This is a genomic window from Streptomyces macrolidinus (assembly GCF_023887685.1).
GTDB classification, from domain to species: Bacteria; Actinomycetota; Actinomycetes; order Streptomycetales; family Streptomycetaceae; genus Streptomyces; species Streptomyces macrolidinus.
In genome coordinates this window covers 259,600-277,452 of sequence record NZ_JAMWMR010000005.1, presented here as the reverse complement: position 1 = coordinate 277,452, position 17,853 = coordinate 259,600, and the positions used below count along the sequence as shown (strand labels likewise).

At 72.4% G+C, this 17,853-nt stretch carries 16 protein-coding genes; 13 read left to right on the top strand and 3 right to left on the bottom strand.

Translation table 11 applies throughout. From position 1 onward, the window contains the following. The first annotated feature begins 4 nt into the window (after positions 1-4). Positions 5-916 (top strand): DUF2510 domain-containing protein, encoded by a 912-nt coding sequence (locus tag NGF19_RS08750; protein WP_252423758.1) that lies wholly within the window; start codon positions 5-7, stop codon positions 914-916. 48 nt (positions 917-964) lie between these two features. Here NGF19_RS08750 and NGF19_RS08745 read toward each other — a convergent pair whose 3' ends face one another. After that, positions 965-2,191: an amino acid deaminase/aldolase gene (locus NGF19_RS08745; RefSeq protein ID WP_252423756.1), complete on the bottom strand. Its 1,227-nt coding sequence runs from the start codon at positions 2,189-2,191 to the stop codon at positions 965-967. A 1,123-nt stretch (positions 2,192-3,314) separates the two neighbouring features. On the opposite strand from NGF19_RS08745, the gene NGF19_RS08740 reads away from it, so the two are divergent. From NGF19_RS08740 to NGF19_RS08730, 3 genes are read left to right on the top strand one after another with little or no spacing between them, the layout of a single operon-like run. Next, the gene (locus tag NGF19_RS08740; protein WP_252423754.1) at positions 3,315-4,175 is read left to right on the top strand and encodes a hypothetical protein; all 861 of its coding nucleotides are present in this window, start codon (positions 3,315-3,317) and stop codon (positions 4,173-4,175) included. Then, positions 4,172-5,359: a type VII secretion-associated serine protease mycosin gene (gene mycP, locus NGF19_RS08735; protein ID WP_252423752.1), complete on the top strand. Its 1,188-nt coding sequence runs from the start codon at positions 4,172-4,174 to the stop codon at positions 5,357-5,359. Before NGF19_RS08740 ends, mycP begins: the two co-directional genes overlap by 4 nt. Positions 5,360-5,370: 11 nt before the next feature. Next, a complete protein-coding gene (locus NGF19_RS08730) occupies positions 5,371-6,132 on the top strand; it encodes an SseB family protein (protein WP_252423750.1) in 762 nt (253 codons plus the stop codon). Positions 6,133-6,166: 34 nt separating this feature from the next. Here the strand turns inward: NGF19_RS08730 and NGF19_RS08725 are convergent, their stop codons facing one another. Then, positions 6,167-6,553, bottom strand: coding sequence for a DUF1844 domain-containing protein (locus tag NGF19_RS08725; protein ID WP_252423748.1), 387 nt, complete (start codon positions 6,551-6,553; stop codon positions 6,167-6,169). Between the two features lie 520 nt (positions 6,554-7,073). Here NGF19_RS08725 and infC point away from each other — a divergent pair. The 9 genes from infC to NGF19_RS08680 all read left to right on the top strand — a co-directional run bounded on the left by infC (position 7,074) and on the right by NGF19_RS08680 (position 17,144). Then, complete coding sequence (gene infC, locus NGF19_RS08720) at positions 7,074-7,802, top strand: translation initiation factor IF-3 (RefSeq protein WP_252423738.1); 729 nt, start codon at positions 7,074-7,076, stop codon at positions 7,800-7,802. 186 nt (positions 7,803-7,988) lie between these two features. Continuing rightward, a complete protein-coding gene (gene rpmI, locus NGF19_RS08715; protein ID WP_007829094.1) occupies positions 7,989-8,183 on the top strand; it encodes a 50S ribosomal protein L35 in 195 nt (64 codons plus the stop codon). A 95-nt stretch (positions 8,184-8,278) separates the two neighbouring features. Continuing rightward, positions 8,279-8,662 carry a 50S ribosomal protein L20 gene (rplT, locus tag NGF19_RS08710; RefSeq protein ID WP_252423736.1) on the top strand — a complete coding sequence of 128 codons (384 nt, stop codon included), beginning with the start codon at positions 8,279-8,281 and terminating at the stop codon, positions 8,660-8,662. 137 nt (positions 8,663-8,799) lie between these two features. Then, positions 8,800-9,660 carry a TrmH family RNA methyltransferase gene (locus NGF19_RS08705; protein ID WP_252423729.1) on the top strand — a complete coding sequence of 287 codons (861 nt, stop codon included), beginning with the start codon at positions 8,800-8,802 and terminating at the stop codon, positions 9,658-9,660. Between the two features lie 80 nt (positions 9,661-9,740). Further along, entirely contained in the window at positions 9,741-10,925 is a 1,185-nt protein-coding gene (locus tag NGF19_RS08700; RefSeq protein WP_252423728.1) for a sensor histidine kinase, read from the top strand. 149 nt (positions 10,926-11,074) lie between these two features. Further along, a complete protein-coding gene (pheS, locus tag NGF19_RS08695) occupies positions 11,075-12,199 on the top strand; it encodes a phenylalanine--tRNA ligase subunit alpha (protein ID WP_252423727.1) in 1,125 nt (374 codons plus the stop codon). After that, entirely contained in the window at positions 12,199-14,709 is a 2,511-nt protein-coding gene (pheT, locus tag NGF19_RS08690) for a phenylalanine--tRNA ligase subunit beta (RefSeq protein WP_252423726.1), read from the top strand. Before pheS ends, pheT begins: the two co-directional genes overlap by 1 nt. 371 nt (positions 14,710-15,080) lie before the next feature. Next, positions 15,081-16,421 carry an NsdA family TPR-like regulatory protein gene (locus tag NGF19_RS08685; protein WP_252423725.1) on the top strand — a complete coding sequence of 447 codons (1,341 nt, stop codon included), beginning with the start codon at positions 15,081-15,083 and terminating at the stop codon, positions 16,419-16,421. Positions 16,422-16,598: 177 nt separating this feature from the next. Further along, positions 16,599-17,144: an NUDIX domain-containing protein gene (locus tag NGF19_RS08680; protein WP_252423724.1), complete on the top strand. Its 546-nt coding sequence runs from the start codon at positions 16,599-16,601 to the stop codon at positions 17,142-17,144. 35 nt (positions 17,145-17,179) lie between these two features. On the opposite strand, the gene NGF19_RS08675 is transcribed toward NGF19_RS08680, so the two are convergent. Beyond that, on the bottom strand, positions 17,180-17,437 hold the full coding sequence (locus NGF19_RS08675) for a hypothetical protein (protein WP_252423723.1): 258 nt from the start codon (positions 17,435-17,437) through the stop codon (positions 17,180-17,182). Positions 17,438-17,853: the final 416 nt, after the last annotated feature.

Here is a 17,853-nt window from a genome sequence, read left to right as displayed (position 1 = left end):
CAGAGTGAGCAGTGCGCCCCCACCCGGCTGGTACCGCGACCCCTCCTACCCGCTCACCGAACGCTGGTGGGACGGAGCGGCGTGGAGTGACCACCGACGCCAGCCCCGGATACCCGAGCAGCCCTTGGCCTCCCCGCCGCCCCCCGGGAGCGGCAACTCCCGGCGTACGAAGGTGATCGCGCTCGCCACGGCCGGTGTCGTCCTGGTCGCGGGCGTCGTCGTCGGCGCGGTCGTCCTCGGGCGCGGCGGAGGAGATGACGCGCATGCCGCGTCCTCGCCCACGCCCACGCCGCCGACCCCCACCGACACCACGGACTCGCCGTCCCCGTCCCCCTCCGGCAGCGGGGATCCGCATGTCGTCGTGGACCAACTCAACGGTGTCACCTACCCCGTGCTCAAGGGCTGGGGCCTCCCCGACGAACCCCTGGACGACACCACCGTGCTGACCACGGACCCGGAGAGGTTCGACTGCCCCGGCGACCCCGGTCTCTGCTACCACGGCCTGGTGTACTCGCGTACGGGCGCCACCGGCACGTCCCTGGAGAACCTCGTCAAGGACGACATCAAGGAGGCGGCGGACGTGGCGTACGGCCCCAACGGGTTGGGCGCGCGGCCCTACGGCGACATCACCTCCCACCAGGTGGTGAAGTCCGGGCAGGTCGCGGTCGCGGGCCGCGCCGGGTACTTCGTGCGCTGGCGTGTCAACACCACGAAGGGGTCCGGGGGTTACGTCGAGTCGATGGCCTTCCCGTCCAGTACGGGCTCGCAGGCGCCCGTGCTCGTCCGCTTCGTCTTCCAGGCCGGTCCCGACGGGCCGCCGCTCGCCGACATGGACCGGATCACCCAGGGGATCCGCTCGGTCGACGGCTCGGGGACGGGCGGGGGCGTGGGCAGCAGCATCGGCACCGGGCAGTGACCGTCCGGAGCAGTGACCGCTCGGTCCAAGGCCCGGTGAGAGGCTCGGTCAGAGGAAGGTCCGCCCCTCGCCGCGGTACGTCGGCACCGTCGCCGTGACCGTGTCGCCCTCGACCAGGTGCAGCGCGTCGAAGCGTTCGCACAGCTCGCCCGCCTTGGCGTGCCGGAACCACACCTTGTCGCCGATGAGCAGGTCGTCGGCCGGTGCGCCCAGCAACGGCGTCTGCACCTCACCGGGACCCTCCTGCGGGTCGTAGGCCAGGCCTTCGGGCAGATACGGGACGGGCAGCCGGTCGCGGCCCGCGGCCCCCGACGCCGGATAGCCGCCGCCCAGCACGGTCACCACCCCGACCCCCGGCCTGCGTACGACCGGCAGAGCGAACAGGGCGGCCGGACGGCCCCTGAACGACGTGTAGTTGTCGAACAGCCGTGGCACGTACAGACCCGAGCCCGCCGCGACCTCCGTGACCGCGTCCTCGGCGGCCGTGTGCTGCACACTGCCCGTGCCGCCGCCGTTGACGAACTCGAGCTGCGGGGCCACGGCCCGTACGGCCCGCACCACTTCGGCACGCCGCTGCGCCAACTCCCGGCGTGCGGCGGCCTGCATCAAGCGGACGGCCCGTGACCGCAGCGGCCGTCCGGCCACCGCGTCCCCGACCCCGGCGACATGACCTTCGTACGCCATGAGCCCCACCAGCCGGAAGCCGGGCGTACGCGCGACGAGTCGGGCCAACTCCACGATCTGGGCCGGGGAATGGAGCGGGGAGCGCCGCGCGCCGATCCGTACGCGTCCGCCGAGCAGCTTCAGCGAGGTGTCCAACTCCAGGCAGACACGGACGACTTCGGTGCCGCCCTGGCGGGCGTCGTCGATCAGGCGGAGCTGGGCCGGGTCGTCGATCATCACGGTGACGGCGGCGGCGAGCTCGGGGTCGGCGGTCAGTTCGGCGAATCCCTGCCGGTCGGCCGACGGATAGGCGAGCAGGACGTCCTCGACGCCGGAGCGGGCCAGCCACAGGGACTCGGCGAGCGTGAAGGACATCACGCCCGCGAAACCCTCGCGGGCCAGGACGCGTTCGAGCAGGGCACGGCAGCGGACGGACTTGCTGGCGACCCGGATCGGCTTGCCGCCCGCCCGGCGCCGGAGGTCGTCGGCGTTCGCGTCGAACGCCGCCAGGTCCACGATCGCGACCGGGGCGTCGAGGTGGGCGGTGGCCCGGTCGTAGCGGGTCCGGTCCGTGGCACGGGCGGTTCGGGACGAAGCCTGGCGGGCAGTCATGAACGCAGCCTGCCAGATGCGATTACCGCAGGGTAGAGGGATGTTCCGGGCAGATGCCCCGGCGCCGCGGACCGGGGTCCCGTTCCCCGCGGTTCTCCCCGTAGAGTGACGCGCACGCGAGGAAGCGGGGGCTCGGCCCGGTGCGGACGCCCGGGACGGGCATCCACTACCACGGGTATGCCTGCCCGGAACGGGCGGCACGTCCCGACCGCGCCGGATCCGGGGTGGCCCGGCCACACGACGAAACGGGGGGTGCATGAGCACGGAAGCACGCCGCCCCTCCATCCCCCCACGCCCCACGGCACCCCCACGCCCCACGACCCCACCACCACCGCCGCCCGACGAGGAGACGGCCGGTCCGGTGTCCTCGACTCCTCGCGGCGAGATGGCCGGTCCGGTCCTGTCGGCTTCCCGTGGCGAGATGGCCGGTCCGGTCCTGTCGGCTTCCCGTGGCGAGACCTCCGGTCCGGTCCTGTCAGCTTCCCGTGGTGGGGCCGTTGGTCCGGTTGCGTCGACTTCCCGTGGCGGAGTCGCCGGTCCGATGCCGTCGGCTTCCCGGGGTGAGCCCGCTGATCCCGTCTTGCCGACTCCCCGCAACGAGGCCGCTGATCTGGCTCCCCCAACTCCCCGTGGCGAGACGGCCGGTCCGGTCCCGTCGACTTCCCATGGCGGGTCCGCCGGTCTGCTGCCGTCGGCTTCTCGTGGTTGGTCCGCTGATCCTGGTCCCTCAACTCCCCAAGGCGAAGCTGTCGGTTCGGTTGCGCCGACTCCCCGCAGTGGGGCCGTCGAACCGGTGTCGTCGGCTTCCCGTAGAGGTCCCGCCGGTCCCGTCTCGCCGACTCCCCGCAGCGAGGCCGCTGGTCCGGCTCCCTCAACTCCCCGCAGCGGGTCCGCCGGTCCGGCTCCCTCGACTCCTCGCGGTGAGGCCGTGGGGTCGGTCCTGCCGACTTCCCGCAGCGAGGCCGCCGGTTCGGCCCCCTCGGTTCCCCGAAGCCGTCCCATCGACCCCCTCCCGCCCCAGCGCCCGCCCGTACCGGCGGGTGTGTCCGGGCCGCCTCCTCCTGTGGCCTCCGCGCGGTTTCCTGATGCGCCGCCGGTCGCAGGAGGGCCGCCCGAGCGTGTCGTGGAGACCACCGTGCGGCTGCGGGCGCAGGCCGGCGTGGCGGCTCGGCCACGGGTGACCCTCGCGCAGCCCGACACCTCCGACGTCGACACCGCGCGTCCGCGGCGCTTCGGCGCGCGGTCCAGGGTGGTCACGGCAGCCGCCTGTCTGGTCCTCGGGCTCGGGCTCATCGGTGGTGCCGCGGCCGGGAGTTGGCTCACCGAGGAGTCCGACGACGGAACCCGGGACGCGTACTCCGTGACCGGCGCCCTGTGGCACAGCGTGCCCGTCGACCAGCTCTTCCCGCCCACCCTCCACGGCCCCGGCGCGGGCCCCGGCGGCGCCGACCGCACCTGGACGCGCATCGCCGTCGCCCCCGACAGCGGCTGCAAGGACGCCTTCGACCCCCTCCTGAGCACGGCCCTCGCCCCCGCCGGCTGTCTGCGCCTGCTGCGCGCCACCTACCTGGACGCGACCCGCAGCCATGTCACCACCGTCGGGCTGCTGTTCACCCGCGCCGACGCCGCCGCCATGCGCGCCCTGCACCACCGCTTCAAGGACGAGGGCCTCGACCGGCGCACCGATCTGATGCCCCGCCCCTACGCCGTACCGGACACCGCCGCCGCGGCCTTCGGCGACGCCCAGCGCGCCTCCTGGGCGATCTCGGTGCTCACGGACGCCCCCGTCGTCGTGTACGCCGTCTCCGGCTTCGCCGACGGCCGCCCCGTCAGCGAACCGCAGCCCGCCGCGCAGGCCAGGAAGACCGGCGCCACCACGGCCCCCGCCCAGGCGGGCCTCGGCCACGAGGCGGCGGGCGTCGCCGACCGCGTCGAGGCGCGCCTGCGGCGAACCGTCACCTCGGCCACGGAGAAGCCGTCATGATCCGCACGGTCACCGCCAGGTTCCTCGCGCTCCTTCTCGGGGCGCTGCTCGCCCTGCTGCCCCCCACCGCCGCCCACGCCGACGGGATACGGGCCCAGCAGTGGGCCCTGGACGCCCTGCACGTCCGGGAGGCCTGGCGTACCACCGAGGGCCAGGGCGTCACCGTCGCCGTCCTCGACACCGGGGTCGACGCCGGCCACCCCGACCTGGTCGGCAACGTCGTCGAGGGCAAGGACCTGGTCGGCTTCGGCGCCCGCCGCGGTGACCGCGCCTGGGCCCGGCACGGCACCGCGATGGCCGGCATCATCGCCGGGCACGGCCATGGCATCGGCGGCGCCGACGGGGTCATGGGCATCGCCCCGAAGGCGAAGATCCTCCCCGTCCGCGTCATCCTGGAGGACGGCGACCCGGCCCGCGTCAGGGCCCGTACCAGCCGCGGCAACGCCCTGGCCGCGGGCATCCGCTGGGCCGCCGACCACGGCGCGGACGTCATCAACCTCTCCCTGGGCGACGACTCCGCCTCCGCGCACCCCGAAGCGGCCGAGGACGAGGCCGTGCAGTACGCGCTGAAGAAGGGCGCCGTGGTCGTCGCCTCGGCGGGCAACGGGGGCGAGAAGGGCGACCACGTCTCGTACCCGGCGGCCTACCCGGGCGTCATCGCCGTGACCGCCGTCGACCGCTACGGCACCCGCGCCTCCTTCTCCACCCGCCGCTGGTACGCCACGGTCAGCGCGCCCGGCGTCGACGTCGTCATCGCCGACCCGGACCGCAAGTACTACGAGGGATGGGGCACGAGCGCGGCGTCCGCGTTCGTCTCGGGGGCCGTCGCGCTCGTCAGGGCGGCGCATCCGGACCTGTCCCCGGCCCAGCTCAAACAGCTCCTGGAGAAGACGGCCCGGAACGCCCCGACCGGTGGCCGCGACGACTCCCGCGGATTCGGCTTCGTCGACCCCGCGGCGGCCGTCAAGGCAGCGGCGCACCTGCGCCCGGAGGACCTGCGGACGACGGCGTACGGCCGGGAGTACTTCGGCCGGGGACCGGACCGGACCGACGGCCCGCGCTCCCTCGGCTGGGCGGGCCCGCTCGCGGGCGCCCTCGGCGTGCTGCTGCTGGCCTCGGCGGTGCTGCTGTGGCGCAGGCGTCCGGACAGGGGCGGCGCACGCCTGGTGGACCCTCCCCGCTAGGCTCGGTCACCGTGGCGAACTTGAACATTCCCGACCCCGGCTTCTCCGACGACGACGGCTCCGCCGACCCCCGGCTGAGCGCGGCGCTCGCCGCCTGGGCCGAGGACAGGACCGCCGTGGGGCCGGTCCTGGAGGCCCTGAAGGGCACGCGCGTCCTCGTCCCCGTCGTCGCGGTGCTCGGTGAGGTCTTCGGCGAGTCCGAGTCCGAGGACGGGCACCGCTGCAAGGGCGCCGGGCTGCGCCGCGAGAAGACCAGCGAGATGGCCGTCCCGAGCCTGAAGGCGGGCGACCGCACGGCTTTGCCCGCCTTCACGTCCACCGCCGCCCTGGCCCTCTGGGACCCGGCGGCCCGCCCCGTCGCCGTCCCCCTGGAGCAGGCCATCCACGCGGCCATCCACGAGAAGGCCGACACGCTCCTGCTGGACATGTCCGGGCCCGTGCCCTTCGAACTGACCGGCACCGCGCTGCTCGCCCTCGCCGAGGGCCGCACCACGACCGACCCGCTCGCCGACCCGGCCGTCACCGACGCCGTACGCGCCGCGGTGGCCGCCGAGCCCGCCGTCCTGCGCGCCCACCTCGGGCCGGGCGAGGCCGACGGCATCCTGGCGCTCGTCCTGGACCCCGCCGCGACGGTGGCCGAGGCCGTCCGCGCGGTGGCGGGCCGCATGGCCGCCGACGACACACTGAGGGCCCGCCTGGTGCGCGGCCTCGACCTGGCAGTACTGCCGGCCGAGGCGACGCCGCCGGGCGAGCCCCTGTTCGTACGCGCGTGACCCGGTGCCCCGACAGGGGCACCAGGCGATCGTCCTAGCCGTAGACCGGGCCGGTGTACTTCTCACCAGGGCCCTGGCCCGGCTCGTCCGGGACGATCGACGCCTCGCGGAAGGCCAACTGGAGCGACTTCAGGCCGTCCCGCAGCGGGGCCGCATGGAAGGAGCTGATCTCCGTCGCGCTCGCGTCCAGCAGACCGGCCAGCGCGTGCACCAGCTTGCGGGCCTCGTCCAGGTCCTTGTGCGCGTCGCCCTCCTCGGTCAGACCGAGCTTCACGGCGGCGGCGCTCATCAGGTTCACGGCGACCGTCACGATCACCTCGACCGCGGGGACCTCGGCGATGTCGCGGGTCATGCTGTCGAAGTCGGTGCTGTCGGGGGCGGCCGTCGCGGCCGGGCCCTGCGCGGGGGAGGTGTCACTCATGCTCCCCACGATAGGCCCCGGTCCGCGCCGCCCCGCGCTAGGGCCTGTCATCACATTCCCGTCTGCCCGGCGACGCCCGGCACGCTCCCCCAAGCTCTGCGAGCAGGGGGGACCCCCACTCGCCGCACCGGGAGCACGCACCAGACGCCGCCGGGCCGCCCTCCGTGCGACGACGGGAATGTGACGGACAGGCCCCAGGAGGCCCGCGCGAGCACGCGGTACGAGGCCCGGCGGACACCGGTTCGCACCAGCCCTGGTGAGCTGCTAGCCTTGTGTGACGACCGGCCGGACGTAGCAGCGTACGCAGCAGTGTTCGGCCCACAAGTGGAGGCTCCGATCTCCCACCTGACCGTCCCCAGGACGGCGGGTCACCGGTCAGACGATCGTCACCTCTCCGTACGGACGGTGAAGTCGTCCGAAAGCGCGCCCCGCGGCTCACCGCGGCGGTGCTCCGGAAATCTCGGAGTCCCGCCTGTGTTCCGTCCGGGGCATTTTTCATGTGCCCCGGTGGTTGGTCCCCATGTCAACCGGACATACGCGGCTGTCCAGCCAGGCGGCCGTATGGTGCTACCGAGGAGGATCCATCAGCGCCGAGCCCCGCATCAACGACCGGATTCGCGTTCCCGAGGTGCGACTTGTCGGTCCCAGTGGCGAGCAGGTCGGCATTGTGCCGCTTGCCAAGGCCCTGGAGCTTGCGCAGGAGTACGACCTGGACCTGGTCGAGGTCGCGGCGAACGCCCGTCCGCCCGTGTGCAAGCTCATGGACTACGGGAAGTTCAAGTACGAGTCGGCCATGAAGGCCCGTGAGGCGCGCAAGAACCAGGCGCACACGGTCATCAAGGAGATGAAGCTCCGGCCGAAGATCGACCCGCACGACTATGACACCAAGAAGGGTCACGTCGTCCGGTTCCTCAAGCAGGGCGACAAGGTCAAGATCACGATCATGTTCCGTGGTCGCGAGCAGTCCCGGCCCGAGCTGGGCTACCGACTGCTGCAGCGTCTCGCGGAGGACGTCCAGGACCTCGGTTTCGTCGAGTCGAACCCGAAGCAGGACGGCCGGAACATGATCATGGTTCTCGGTCCGCACAAGAAGAAGACCGAGGCGATGGCCGAGGCCCGTCAGGCGCAGGAGGCCCGCAGGGCGGAAGCGAAGGCCAACCCTGGTCGCTCGCAGAATGCCGCTGACGCCGAGATCGCCGAGGCAGGGACCACCGAGGCCGAGACGGCCGAGGCTTCCGCAGAGGCCTGATCCCGGGGCGAAGCCCCGGGGGAACGCCGGACGTACGGACGTACGACCGCCGCACAGCGGACGTACGCACCCCGGAAAGCCCGGGACGCCAGTCCCAGGTTGTAACCGAAACAAGAGCGACGCTCCATCGTGCCCGGTTCTCGTGACCGGGCACCGGAGCGCCACCGACGAGGAGAGAACGGCGCTATGCCGAAGAACAAGTCGCACAGCGGTGCCAGCAAGCGCTTCAAGGTCACCGGCTCCGGCAAGGTGCTCCGTGAGCGCGCCGGCAAGCGCCACCTGCTCGAGCACAAGTCGTCTCGTCTGACGCGTCGCCTCACCGGCAACGCCGAGATGGCCCCGGGCGACGCCAAGAAGATCAAGAAGCTTCTCGGCAAGTGACGCGGCGGCGCGTGAGCGCCGTGCGTCCGGACCGGGACCCAATCGTTTCCGGGCCGCGTGAGTACCCCCGCGGCCCCGCTACAAGGAGTTAACAAGTGGCACGCGTCAAGCGGGCAGTCAACGCCCACAAGAAGCGCCGGGCGATCCTCGAGCAGGCCTCCGGCTACCGCGGTCAGCGTTCGCGCCTGTACCGCAAGGCCAAGGAGCAGGTCACCCACTCGCTGGTCTACAACTACAACGACCGCAAGAAGCGCAAGGGCGACTTCCGTCAGCTGTGGATCCAGCGCATCAACGCCGCTGCCCGCGCCAACGGCATGACCTACAACCGCTTCATCCAGGGTCTGAAGGCCGCGAACGTCGAGATCGACCGCAAGATCCTCGCCGAGCTGGCCGTCAACGACGCGGGTGCGTTCGCCGCGCTCGTCGAGGTCGCGCAGAAGGCGCTGCCGTCGGACGTGAACGCGCCGAAGGCGGCGTGACGTCGCGCCGGCGCTCGCCGGACAGGAACGGACCCGCAGGCTTACGCGGCCTGCGGGTCCGTTCGCTTGAGATCCCGGACCCGCGTGATCCCAGACCGCGTGAGATCCCAGACCCGTACGTTTCGAAGGTGACCCCCATGCCCCCCGCCACCCCCGAGCTGATCTCCCCCCGCTCGCCCCGCGTCCAGGCCGCGCGCAAGCTGGCCAAGCGGAACGTCCGGGGCAAGGAGCGACTGTTCCTCGCGGAGGGGCCGCAGGCCGTACGGGAGGCCGCCGGGCACCGCGCCGACGGCACGGCCACGCTGGTCGAGCTGTTCACCACCCCCGAGGCCGCGGAGCGGTACGCCGACATCATCGGCGAGGCACGCACCGCGGGCGCGCGCGTCCACCTCGCCGCCGAGGAGGTGATCGCCGACATCTCCACGACCGTCACCCCGCAGGGCCTCGTCGGCGTCTGCCGCTTCCTCGACACCCCCTTCGACGCGATCCTCGCCGCCCGCCCGAAGCTCGTCGCCGTCCTCGCCCACGTCCGTGACCCCGGCAACGCCGGGACCGTACTGCGCTGCGCCGACGCGGCCGGGGCCGAAGCCGTGATCCTCACCGACGCCTCCGTCGACCTGTACAACCCCAAGGCCGTCCGCGCCTCCGTGGGCTCCCTCTTCCATCTGCCCGTCGCCGTCGGAGTCCCCGTCGAGCGCGCCGTGGCCGGGCTCAAGGACGCGGGCGTACGGATCCTGGCCGCCGACGGAGCGGGCGAGCACGACCTGGACGAGGAGCTGGACAAGGGCACCATGGGCGGCCCCAGCGCCTGGGTGTTCGGCAACGAGGCCTGGGGACTGCCGGTGGAGACCCGGGCGCTGGCCGACGCCGTCGTACGCGTGCCCATCCACGGCAAGGCGGAGAGCCTGAACCTCGCCACCGCCGCCGCCGTATGCCTCTATGCTTCCGCCCGTGCACAGCGCGCCACCGGCGGGTGCCGTTCTCGTACCCACGGCTAGTAGGGTGGCGGGCTCGGGCGGCGGGGACCCCAGGAGCGCAGTGACGCAGTCCCACGCCAGCAGAGAGGTGGGATACGGGGATGAGGGTCGGCACGAGCAGGGCACCGGGCACACGGGACGCGTACCCTTCACCCGCGTCCTCGTACGGTGATCCCGCCGCACCCGGTACCGCCGCACCCGGTGTCACCGAAGCCGGTGTCGACCCGGACGAACTCCCCGACGGGCTCGTGATCGCCGACGAGCACGGCCGGGTGATCCGCTTCAACGCCGCCGCCGAACGCGTCACCGCCGTCCGAGCCGCCGACGCCCTCGGTCAACCGTTAGCGAAGGCCCTGCCGCTGGAGGACCTGGAGGGGCGCCGCTGGTGGCAGCTCACCGACCCCTACGGAGGGCTCGCCATCCGGGTGCGCCAGCCCGAGCGCAATCTGCTGCTGCCCGGCGGCCGGGAAGTACTCGTCTCGGCCCGCTACGTCCGCAGCCGCCCCACCGGACCGGTCCGCCGGGTCGTCGTCTGCCTGCGCGACACCGAGGCGCGGCGCCGCACCGAGCGCAGCCACGCCGAACTGATCGCCACCGTGGCCCATGAGCTGCGCTCGCCCCTCACTTCCGTCAAGGGCTTCACCGCCACGCTGCTCGCCAAGTGGGAGCGCTTCACCGACGACCAGAAGCGGCTGATGCTGGAGACCGTCGACGCCGACGCCGACCGGGTCACCCGGCTCATCGCCGAGCTGCTCGACATCTCACGGATCGACTCCGGGCGGCTGGAGGTGCGCCGCCAGCCCGTCGACCTCGGCGCCGCCGTCGGACGGCACATCCAGGCCTACGTCACCGCAGGTCAGCCCGCCGACCGGTTCCTGCTGCGCACCGAGCGGCCGCTGCCCGCGCTCTGGGCCGACCCCGACAAGATCGACCAGGTGCTGGGCAATCTGCTGGAAAATGCGGTGCGGCACGGGGAGGGAACCGTCACGATCGATGTCACGCCCTCGGCGTCCCCCCGCGAAGGGGCGGACCCGGGCAGCGACGACAACACCGCCACGTCGGTCACGGTGAGCGACGAGGGCCCCGGCATCCCGGAGGAGTCCATGAACCGCGTCTTCACCCGCTTCTGGCGGGGCAGCAAGCGCGGTGGCACCGGCCTCGGGCTCTATATCGTCAAGGGCATCGTGGAGGCCCACGGCGGCACCATCACGGTCGGGCGCGCCCGTGGCGGCGGCGCCCAGTTCCGATTTACGTTGCCCGTGGGCACCCCGGCGCATCTCCAGTAGGAGCCGCCCGAGCACCCACGGGCGCATCTGTACACCTCAGCCCCGTTAGACTCGGCCTTTGGCACCTTTGCGTCCCGAAGTCGGCGACGATCAGTCATCGGACGAGTGACGGGGACCTATCAGCCAGCCAATCGGAAGCACGGGAAGAGATGTCGGCACCCAATAAGTCGTACGACCCTGTCGAGGTCGAGGCCTTGAAACCGGAAGAGATCGAGCGCATGCGGGACGAGGCGCTCGCCGCCTTCGCCGCCGCGGACTCCCTCGACGCCCTCCACGAGGCCAAGGTCGCCCACACCGGCCCCGCCTCGCCGCTGTCCCTGGCCAACCGCGAGATCGGCGCCCTGCCCCCGCATGCCAAGGCCGAGGCCGGCAAGCGCGTCGGTATGGCCCGCGGCGCGGTGAACAAGACGCTCGCCGCCCGCCAGGCGGAACTGGAGGCCGAGCGGGACGCCCGTGTGCTGGTCGAGGAGTCGGTGGACGTCACGCTGCCCTACGACCGCGTACCGGCCGGTGCCCGGCACCCGCTGACCACGTTCATGGAGCGCGTCGCGGACGTCTTCGTGTCCATGGGGTACGAGGTCGCCGAGGGCCCCGAGGTCGAGGCGGAGTGGTTCAACTTCGACGCCCTGAACTTCACGCCCGACCACCCGGCCCGGCAGATGCAGGACACCTTCTTCGTCGAGGGCCCGAAGGGCGATCACGGCGAGTCGGGTGTCGTCCTGCGTACCCACACCTCGCCCGTGCAGGCCCGCTCCCTGCTCGACCGCGAGCCGCCCGTCTACATCGTCTGCCCCGGCCGCGTGTACCGCACCGACGAGCTGGACGCCACGCACACCCCGGTCTTCCACCAGATCGAGCTGCTGGCCGTCGACGAGGGCCTGACCATGGCGGACCTCAAGGGCACCCTGGACCACATGGTCCGGTCGCTCTTTGGCCCGGAGATGAAGACCCGGCTGCGGCCGAACTACTTCCCCTTCACCGAGCCGTCCGCCGAGATGGACATGCTCTGCTACGTCTGCAAGGGCGCCTCCGTCGGCAACCCCGACCGCCCCTGCCGCACCTGCTCCAGCGAGGGCTGGATCGAGCTGGGCGGCTGCGGCATGGTCAACCCCCGGGTGCTCACCGCCTGCGGTGTGGACCCCGAGAAGTACAGCGGATTCGCCTTCGGGTTCGGCATCGAGCGGATGCTGATGTTCCGCCACAACGTCGAAGACATGCGAGACATGGTCGAGGGTGACGTCCGGTTCACCCGGCCGTTCGGGATGGAGATCTGATGCGGGTCCCGCTTTCTTGGCTGCGGGAGTACGTCGACCTGCCGGCGACGGAGACCGGGCGCGACGTCCAGGCCAAGCTCATTTCGGTCGGCCTGGAGGTCGAGACCGTCGAGCAGCTCGGCGCCGACCTCAAGGGCCCCCTGGTCGTCGGCCAGGTGCTCACCATCGAGGAGCTGGAGGGCTTCAAGAAGCCGATCCGCTTCTGCACGGTCGACGTCGGCCAGGCCAACGGCACGGGGGAGCCGCAGGAGATCGTCTGCGGCGCCCGCAACTTCGCCGTCGGCGACAAGGTCGTCGTGGTCCTGCCGGGCGCCGTGCTGCCCGGCGGCTTCGCGATCTCCGCCCGCAAGACCTACGGCAAGAAGTCGCACGGCATGATCTGCTCGGCCGACGAGCTGGGCATGGGCGACGACGGCACCCACGGCATCATCGTCCTGCCGCCGGAGTACGAGGTCGGCACGGACGCGATCGAGCTGCTGGAGCTGGTCGACGAGGTCCTCGACATCGCGGTCACCCCCGACCGCGGCTACTGCCTCTCGCTGCGCGGCATCGCCCGCGAGGCCGCCATCGCCTACGGGCTGCCGCTGCGCGACCCGGCGCTGCTCGACGTCCCGGCGCCGAACGCCTTCGGCTACCCGGTGAAGATCTCCGAGCCGCACGGCTGCGACCGCTTCGTCGCCCGTACGGTCTCCGGCCTCGACCCCGAGGCGCGCTCCCCGATCTGGCTCCAGCGCCGGCTGCAGAAGGCCGGTATGCGCCCGATCTCGCTGCCCGTCGACATCACCAACTACGTGATGCTGGAGCTGGGCCAGCCCCTGCACGCCTACGACCGCTCCCGCGTCCAGGGACCGATCGGGGTGCGCCGGGCCGAGCCGGGCGAGCAGCTCGGCACCCTCGACGGCGTCTCGCGCACGCTGGACGCCGAGGACCTCGTGATCACCGACGACCGCGGCCCCATCGGCCTCGCGGGCGTCATGGGCGGCGCCGACACGGAGATCGCGGACGGCGACCACGAGACCGGTGGCACCACCGACGTCGTGATCGAGGCCGCCCACTTCGACGCGGTCACGATCGCGCGCACGGCCCGCCGCCACAAGCTGTCCTCCGAGGCGTCGCGCCGCTTCGAGCGCGGTGTCGACCCGCAGGCCGCCTCCGCCGCCGCCCAGCGCACGGTCGATCTGCTGGTGCTGCTCGCGGGCGGCACCGCCGACGCGGGCGTCACCGAGGTCGTCGCGTCGTCCGCGCCGCGCACGATCACCATCCCGGCCGACCACCCCGACAAGGTGGCGGGTGTGGCGTACGGCCGCGAGACCGTCGTCCGCAGGCTCCAGGAGGTCGGCTGCGCCGTCACCGGGCAGGACGAGCTGGTCGTCACCGTCCCGTCCTGGCGGCCCGACCTGAACGACCCCAACGACCTGGCCGAAGAGGTCATCCGGCTGGAGGGCTACGAGAACCTGCCCGCCACGCTGCCGAAGCCCCCGGCCGGCCTCGGGCTGACCGACCGTCAGCGGCTGCAGCGCCGTATCGGGCGCGCGCTGGCCGGTGCCGGGTATGTCGAGGCGCCGAACTACCCGTTCCTCGGTACGCAGGTCTTCGACCAGTTCGGCCTGGCCGACGACGACGCCCGCCGCACGGTCGTCAAGCTGGTCAACCCGCTCTCCGACGAGGAGCCCGCCCTTCGTACGACGCTGCTGCCGGGCCTGCTCGGCGCGCTGCGCCGCAACGACGGCCGCGGCTCGCACGATCTCGCGCTCTTCGAGACCGGGCTGGTCTTCCAGCCGCGTACGGAGCGGAGTGTCGCCGCGCGTCTGCCCGTCGACCGCCGCCCGACCGACGAGGAGGTCGCGTCCCTGACCGCGGCGCTCCCCGAGCAGCCGCGGCACGCCGCGGTGGTCCTCGCGGGCGCCCGTGAGCAGACCGGCTGGTGGGGCAAGGGCCGCCCGGCCGACTGGGCCGACGCCGTCGAGGCCGCGCGCACCCTCGCCCGCGAGACCGGGACCGAACTGATCGTCCGCAAGGGCCAGTTCGCTCCGTGGCACCCCGGCCGCTGCGCCGAGCTGGCCGTGGTGGTCGACGGGGCCGAGCAGGTCATCGGGTACGCGGGCGAGCTGCACCCGCGCGTCGTGAAGGCCCTGGGCCTGCCCGCGCGCACCTGCGCGATGGAGCTGGACCTGGACGCATTGGAGGAGGCGGGCGCGGGCCTGGTCAAGGGCCCGCGGATCGCCACCTTCCCGGTCGCCACCCAGGACGTCGCGCTGGTCGTGGACGCGGCCGTGCCGCACGCGGACGTCGAGGCGGCGCTGCGCGAGGGCGCCGGTGAACTGCTGGAGTCCGTCCGGCTGTTCGACGTCTACGAGAGCGAGCAGCTCGGCGAGGGCCGGAAGTCGCTGGCGTACGCGCTGCGCTTCCGCGCCGCCGACCGCACGCTGACCGTGGACGAGGCGTCCGCGGCCCGCGACGCGGCGGTCGCCCTGGCCGCCGAGCGCACCGGGGCCGTACTCCGCGGCTGACCCCCGCTGTCGCGCGGTTCCCCGCGCCCCTTCACGGGGCCGCGGGGAACCGCGCGACTGTTTCCGCCGAACCCGCACCCGCCGGGCCGACCGCTCTGCCCGGCCCTTCCGGCGGAATGCCGTCGCCGACATGCCGTCCGCCCGGCCACGGAGTGCCGGGCAGGCGGCCGGGCGGACGGCTCGGAACGGGCCGTCGCACTGGAACGAGGGGGAGCCGACGGCCCGGTCGGCCTCTTGCGAGGTCTCTCAGTGAACCGGCCCCCGACCCGGCGCGACAGCGCGCGAACGGCCCGGATGCTCGCATTTGGTTCACACCCCGTGTGAACCGGGACGCACTACGCTGTCCCCACCGAGCCGACGGGGGGCCATCCATGCAGCCCAACACACTGCTCGACGCGATTCTCGACGAGGCCGGGATCTCCCATGCGGGCCTGGCCGCCCATGTCAACCAGGCGGGACGGGCCCGCGGACTCGCGCTGAGGTACGAACACACCGCCGTGGCACGGTGGTTGAAGGGCCAGCGGCCCCGCGGCCAGGTGCCCGACCTGATCTGCGAGGTGCTCGCCGCACGGCTGCACCGCCCGGTGACCCTGGACGACATCGGCCTCGGCGTCCCCGGTGAACCGGCCGCCTCGCACGGCGCCGGTCTGTCCGGCTTCGTGGAGCGGGCCACCGCGCTGTGGCGCTCGGACGAACAGCAACGCCCCCATCTCCTGGGCGCCCCGGCCGTCACGGGCACCCCCGCCGTCATGCCGGTATGGGAGTGGGAGAACCCGCCCGAGGACGTCGACGTCTCCCGGGGCGGCCGGCAGCGGGTCACCGCGGCCGACATAGACATGCTGCGCGCGGCCCGCGCCCACTACGAGCAGATGTACCGCAAGGCCGGGGGCATCGCGACCCGCAGCCGCGTCGTCGGCTTCCTCAACACCGAGACGGCGCCCCTGCTGCGCGGCGGCTACACCGACGCACTCGGCCGCCAACTGCACCGCGCCACGGGCGGGTTGGTGGCGATCGCGGGCATCTGCGCCTATGACTCGGACGCCCACGGCCTCGCCCAGCGCTACTTCCACCAGGCGCTGCGCCTGGCGAAGGCCAGCGGGGACCGGCGGCTCGGCGCGTATGTGATAGCCCTGCTGGTCAACCAGTCGCTGTTCATGAAGGAGTACCGGCAGGCGGTCGCGTTCGCCGAGGCCGCGCTGCGCACCGCGGGCCGGCACATCACCCCGGCGCTCGCCTCCGACCTGTACGCGATGCAGGCGAAGGCGTACGCGCATCTCGGCGACGCGACGAGCGCCCTGTCCTGCATCCGGCAGGCCGAGTCGGCCGCCGAGCGCATCCGGCGCGGCCATGAACCGGACGAGACCGGCTACGTCCAGCCCGGCCTCGTCAACGTCCAGGTCGCAGAGGCGCTGCTCAGCCTCGGGGACGTGGCGGCGGCGGGGGAGCACGCGGCAGCGGCCGTGGACACGCCCGCGCACGACCGCGGCCGGGTGCACCGGCTCGCCATGCTCACCCAGATCGAACTGCGCCAGGGCAACGCGGACAAGGCGGCGGCCACGGCGGTCGAGATGACCGAGCAGGCGCGGGGAGTGGAGTCCATGCGGCTGCGCGACAGACTCCGGGCGGTGCGGGAACACCTCGTACGCAACGGCAGTGCCGGAACGGCCGAAGCGGCCGAACTCATCGACGCGGCCCTGCGCGTACCGCTGTAACCACCGCCCCACACCCCTGCCGAAGAGCCGTGCTCCGTGACCGGTGCGCGTGACGACTGCGCCCGCGCCTGCGCCGAGTGTGCGCCGCTGTGAGTCTTCCGAGCCGACGCTCCCGCTGCCTGAGGTGACAGTCGAACTGCGATATTGCCACTTCACTCAGCGGAAGGTGGCATTACCGTGCAGTGGACGAAACTGAACGAACAGACTGTGTACGCGAATCGCTGGTTCAGCGTCAATCTCGCAGATGTCGCATTGCCTGACGGCCGTCATCTCGACCACTTCCTCATACGGATGCGGCCCGTGGCCGTGGCCACGGTCGTGAACGAGGCCAACGAGGTCCTGCTGCTGTGGCGGCACCGCTTCATCACCGACAGTTGGGGATGGGAGCTGGCGGCGGGCGTCGTCGAGGACGGCGAGGACATCGCCGCGGCGGCAGCCCGTGAGCTGGAGGAGGAGACGGGCTGGCGGCCGGGACCCCTGCGGCACCTGATGAGTGTCGAACCGTCCAACGGACTCACCGACGCCCGGCACCACATCTACTGGGCCGACGAGGGCGAGTACGTCGGACATCCCGTGGACGACTTCGAGTCGGACCGCCGGGAATGGGTTCCCCTCAAACTCGTCCCCGACATGGTCGCCCGCGGCGAGGTCCCGGCCGCCAACATGGCAGCCGCGCTCCTGCTGTTGCACCACCTCAGGCTCGGGCAGGACATCCATCCCTGATCCCCGCCACAGGGGCCTGTGTGGCCCTGGGACGTCTAGCGTCCCAGGGCCTGCCATATGGTCACGGCGAGCGCGCCCACGGAGGTGAGGGCCGCGACCGCGGGCAGCGGCCAGCGGGTGTGTTCCAGTTGGACGATCCGCACACTCAGATCGTCCACGTCCTTGGCCGTCTCTTCGGCACGATGACTGAGCAGCGCCAGCCCTCCCTCGACATGGGCGTTGCCCACATCGAGGCGACGGCGTAACTCTGCGAGTTCCCCCTGAAGAACAGGATGCTCGGGGTCGGCGGGCACGAGTCCGCTCCTTTCCGTAGTCGGCACATCCCTTGCATACGCATGGAGAGTCAACTCGCCTGGTGGGCGCGTGGGGAGAGTGCGAGAGGGGCATATGCGAGTCCGCCGCGCACACGGTGTGTGAATGCCGCGGACCCGGCACCAGGAATCGGTGCCGGGTCCGCGGGGAGTTGACGGTGACGGCCCGTCACGAGTCGTACGTCCCCGCCGTGCCCTCCGGGCGCACCTCGACATGGCGGTGGTCCGGGTCGAGAAGAAGGGCGCCGCGGGATTCTGGTGGTACGGGAAGGACCGCAGTCCTGACATGGGTTCTCCCTCTCTGGCACAGTGGACCAGAAATGAGCGCCCGCCCTGATGCGGAATTCGGATCAACCATGGACACCGCAGCCGGTGGACAGTTCCTGTGGCGGCCGGCG

Bases quoted from the DNA above. Each gene is read 5' to 3' on its own strand.
- NGF19_RS08745 (WP_252423756.1), bottom strand. From the start codon at position 2,191: ATGACTGCCCGCCAGGCTTCGTCCCGAACCGCCCGTGCCACGGACCGG.
- mycP (WP_252423752.1), top strand. From the start codon at position 4,172: ATGATCCGCACGGTCACCGCCAGGTTCCTCGCGCTCCTTCTCGGGGCG.
- NGF19_RS08725 (WP_252423748.1), bottom strand. From the start codon at position 6,553: ATGAGTGACACCTCCCCCGCGCAGGGCCCGGCCGCGACGGCCGCCCCC.
- infC (WP_252423738.1), top strand. From the start codon at position 7,074: ATGTCAACCGGACATACGCGGCTGTCCAGCCAGGCGGCCGTATGGTGC.
- rpmI (WP_007829094.1), top strand. From the start codon at position 7,989: ATGCCGAAGAACAAGTCGCACAGCGGTGCCAGCAAGCGCTTCAAGGTC.
- NGF19_RS08705 (WP_252423729.1), top strand. From the start codon at position 8,800: ATGCCCCCCGCCACCCCCGAGCTGATCTCCCCCCGCTCGCCCCGCGTC.
- NGF19_RS08700 (WP_252423728.1), top strand. From the start codon at position 9,741: ATGAGGGTCGGCACGAGCAGGGCACCGGGCACACGGGACGCGTACCCT.
- pheS (WP_252423727.1), top strand. From the start codon at position 11,075: ATGTCGGCACCCAATAAGTCGTACGACCCTGTCGAGGTCGAGGCCTTG.
- pheT (WP_252423726.1), top strand. From the start codon at position 12,199: ATGCGGGTCCCGCTTTCTTGGCTGCGGGAGTACGTCGACCTGCCGGCG.
- NGF19_RS08685 (WP_252423725.1), top strand. From the start codon at position 15,081: ATGCAGCCCAACACACTGCTCGACGCGATTCTCGACGAGGCCGGGATC.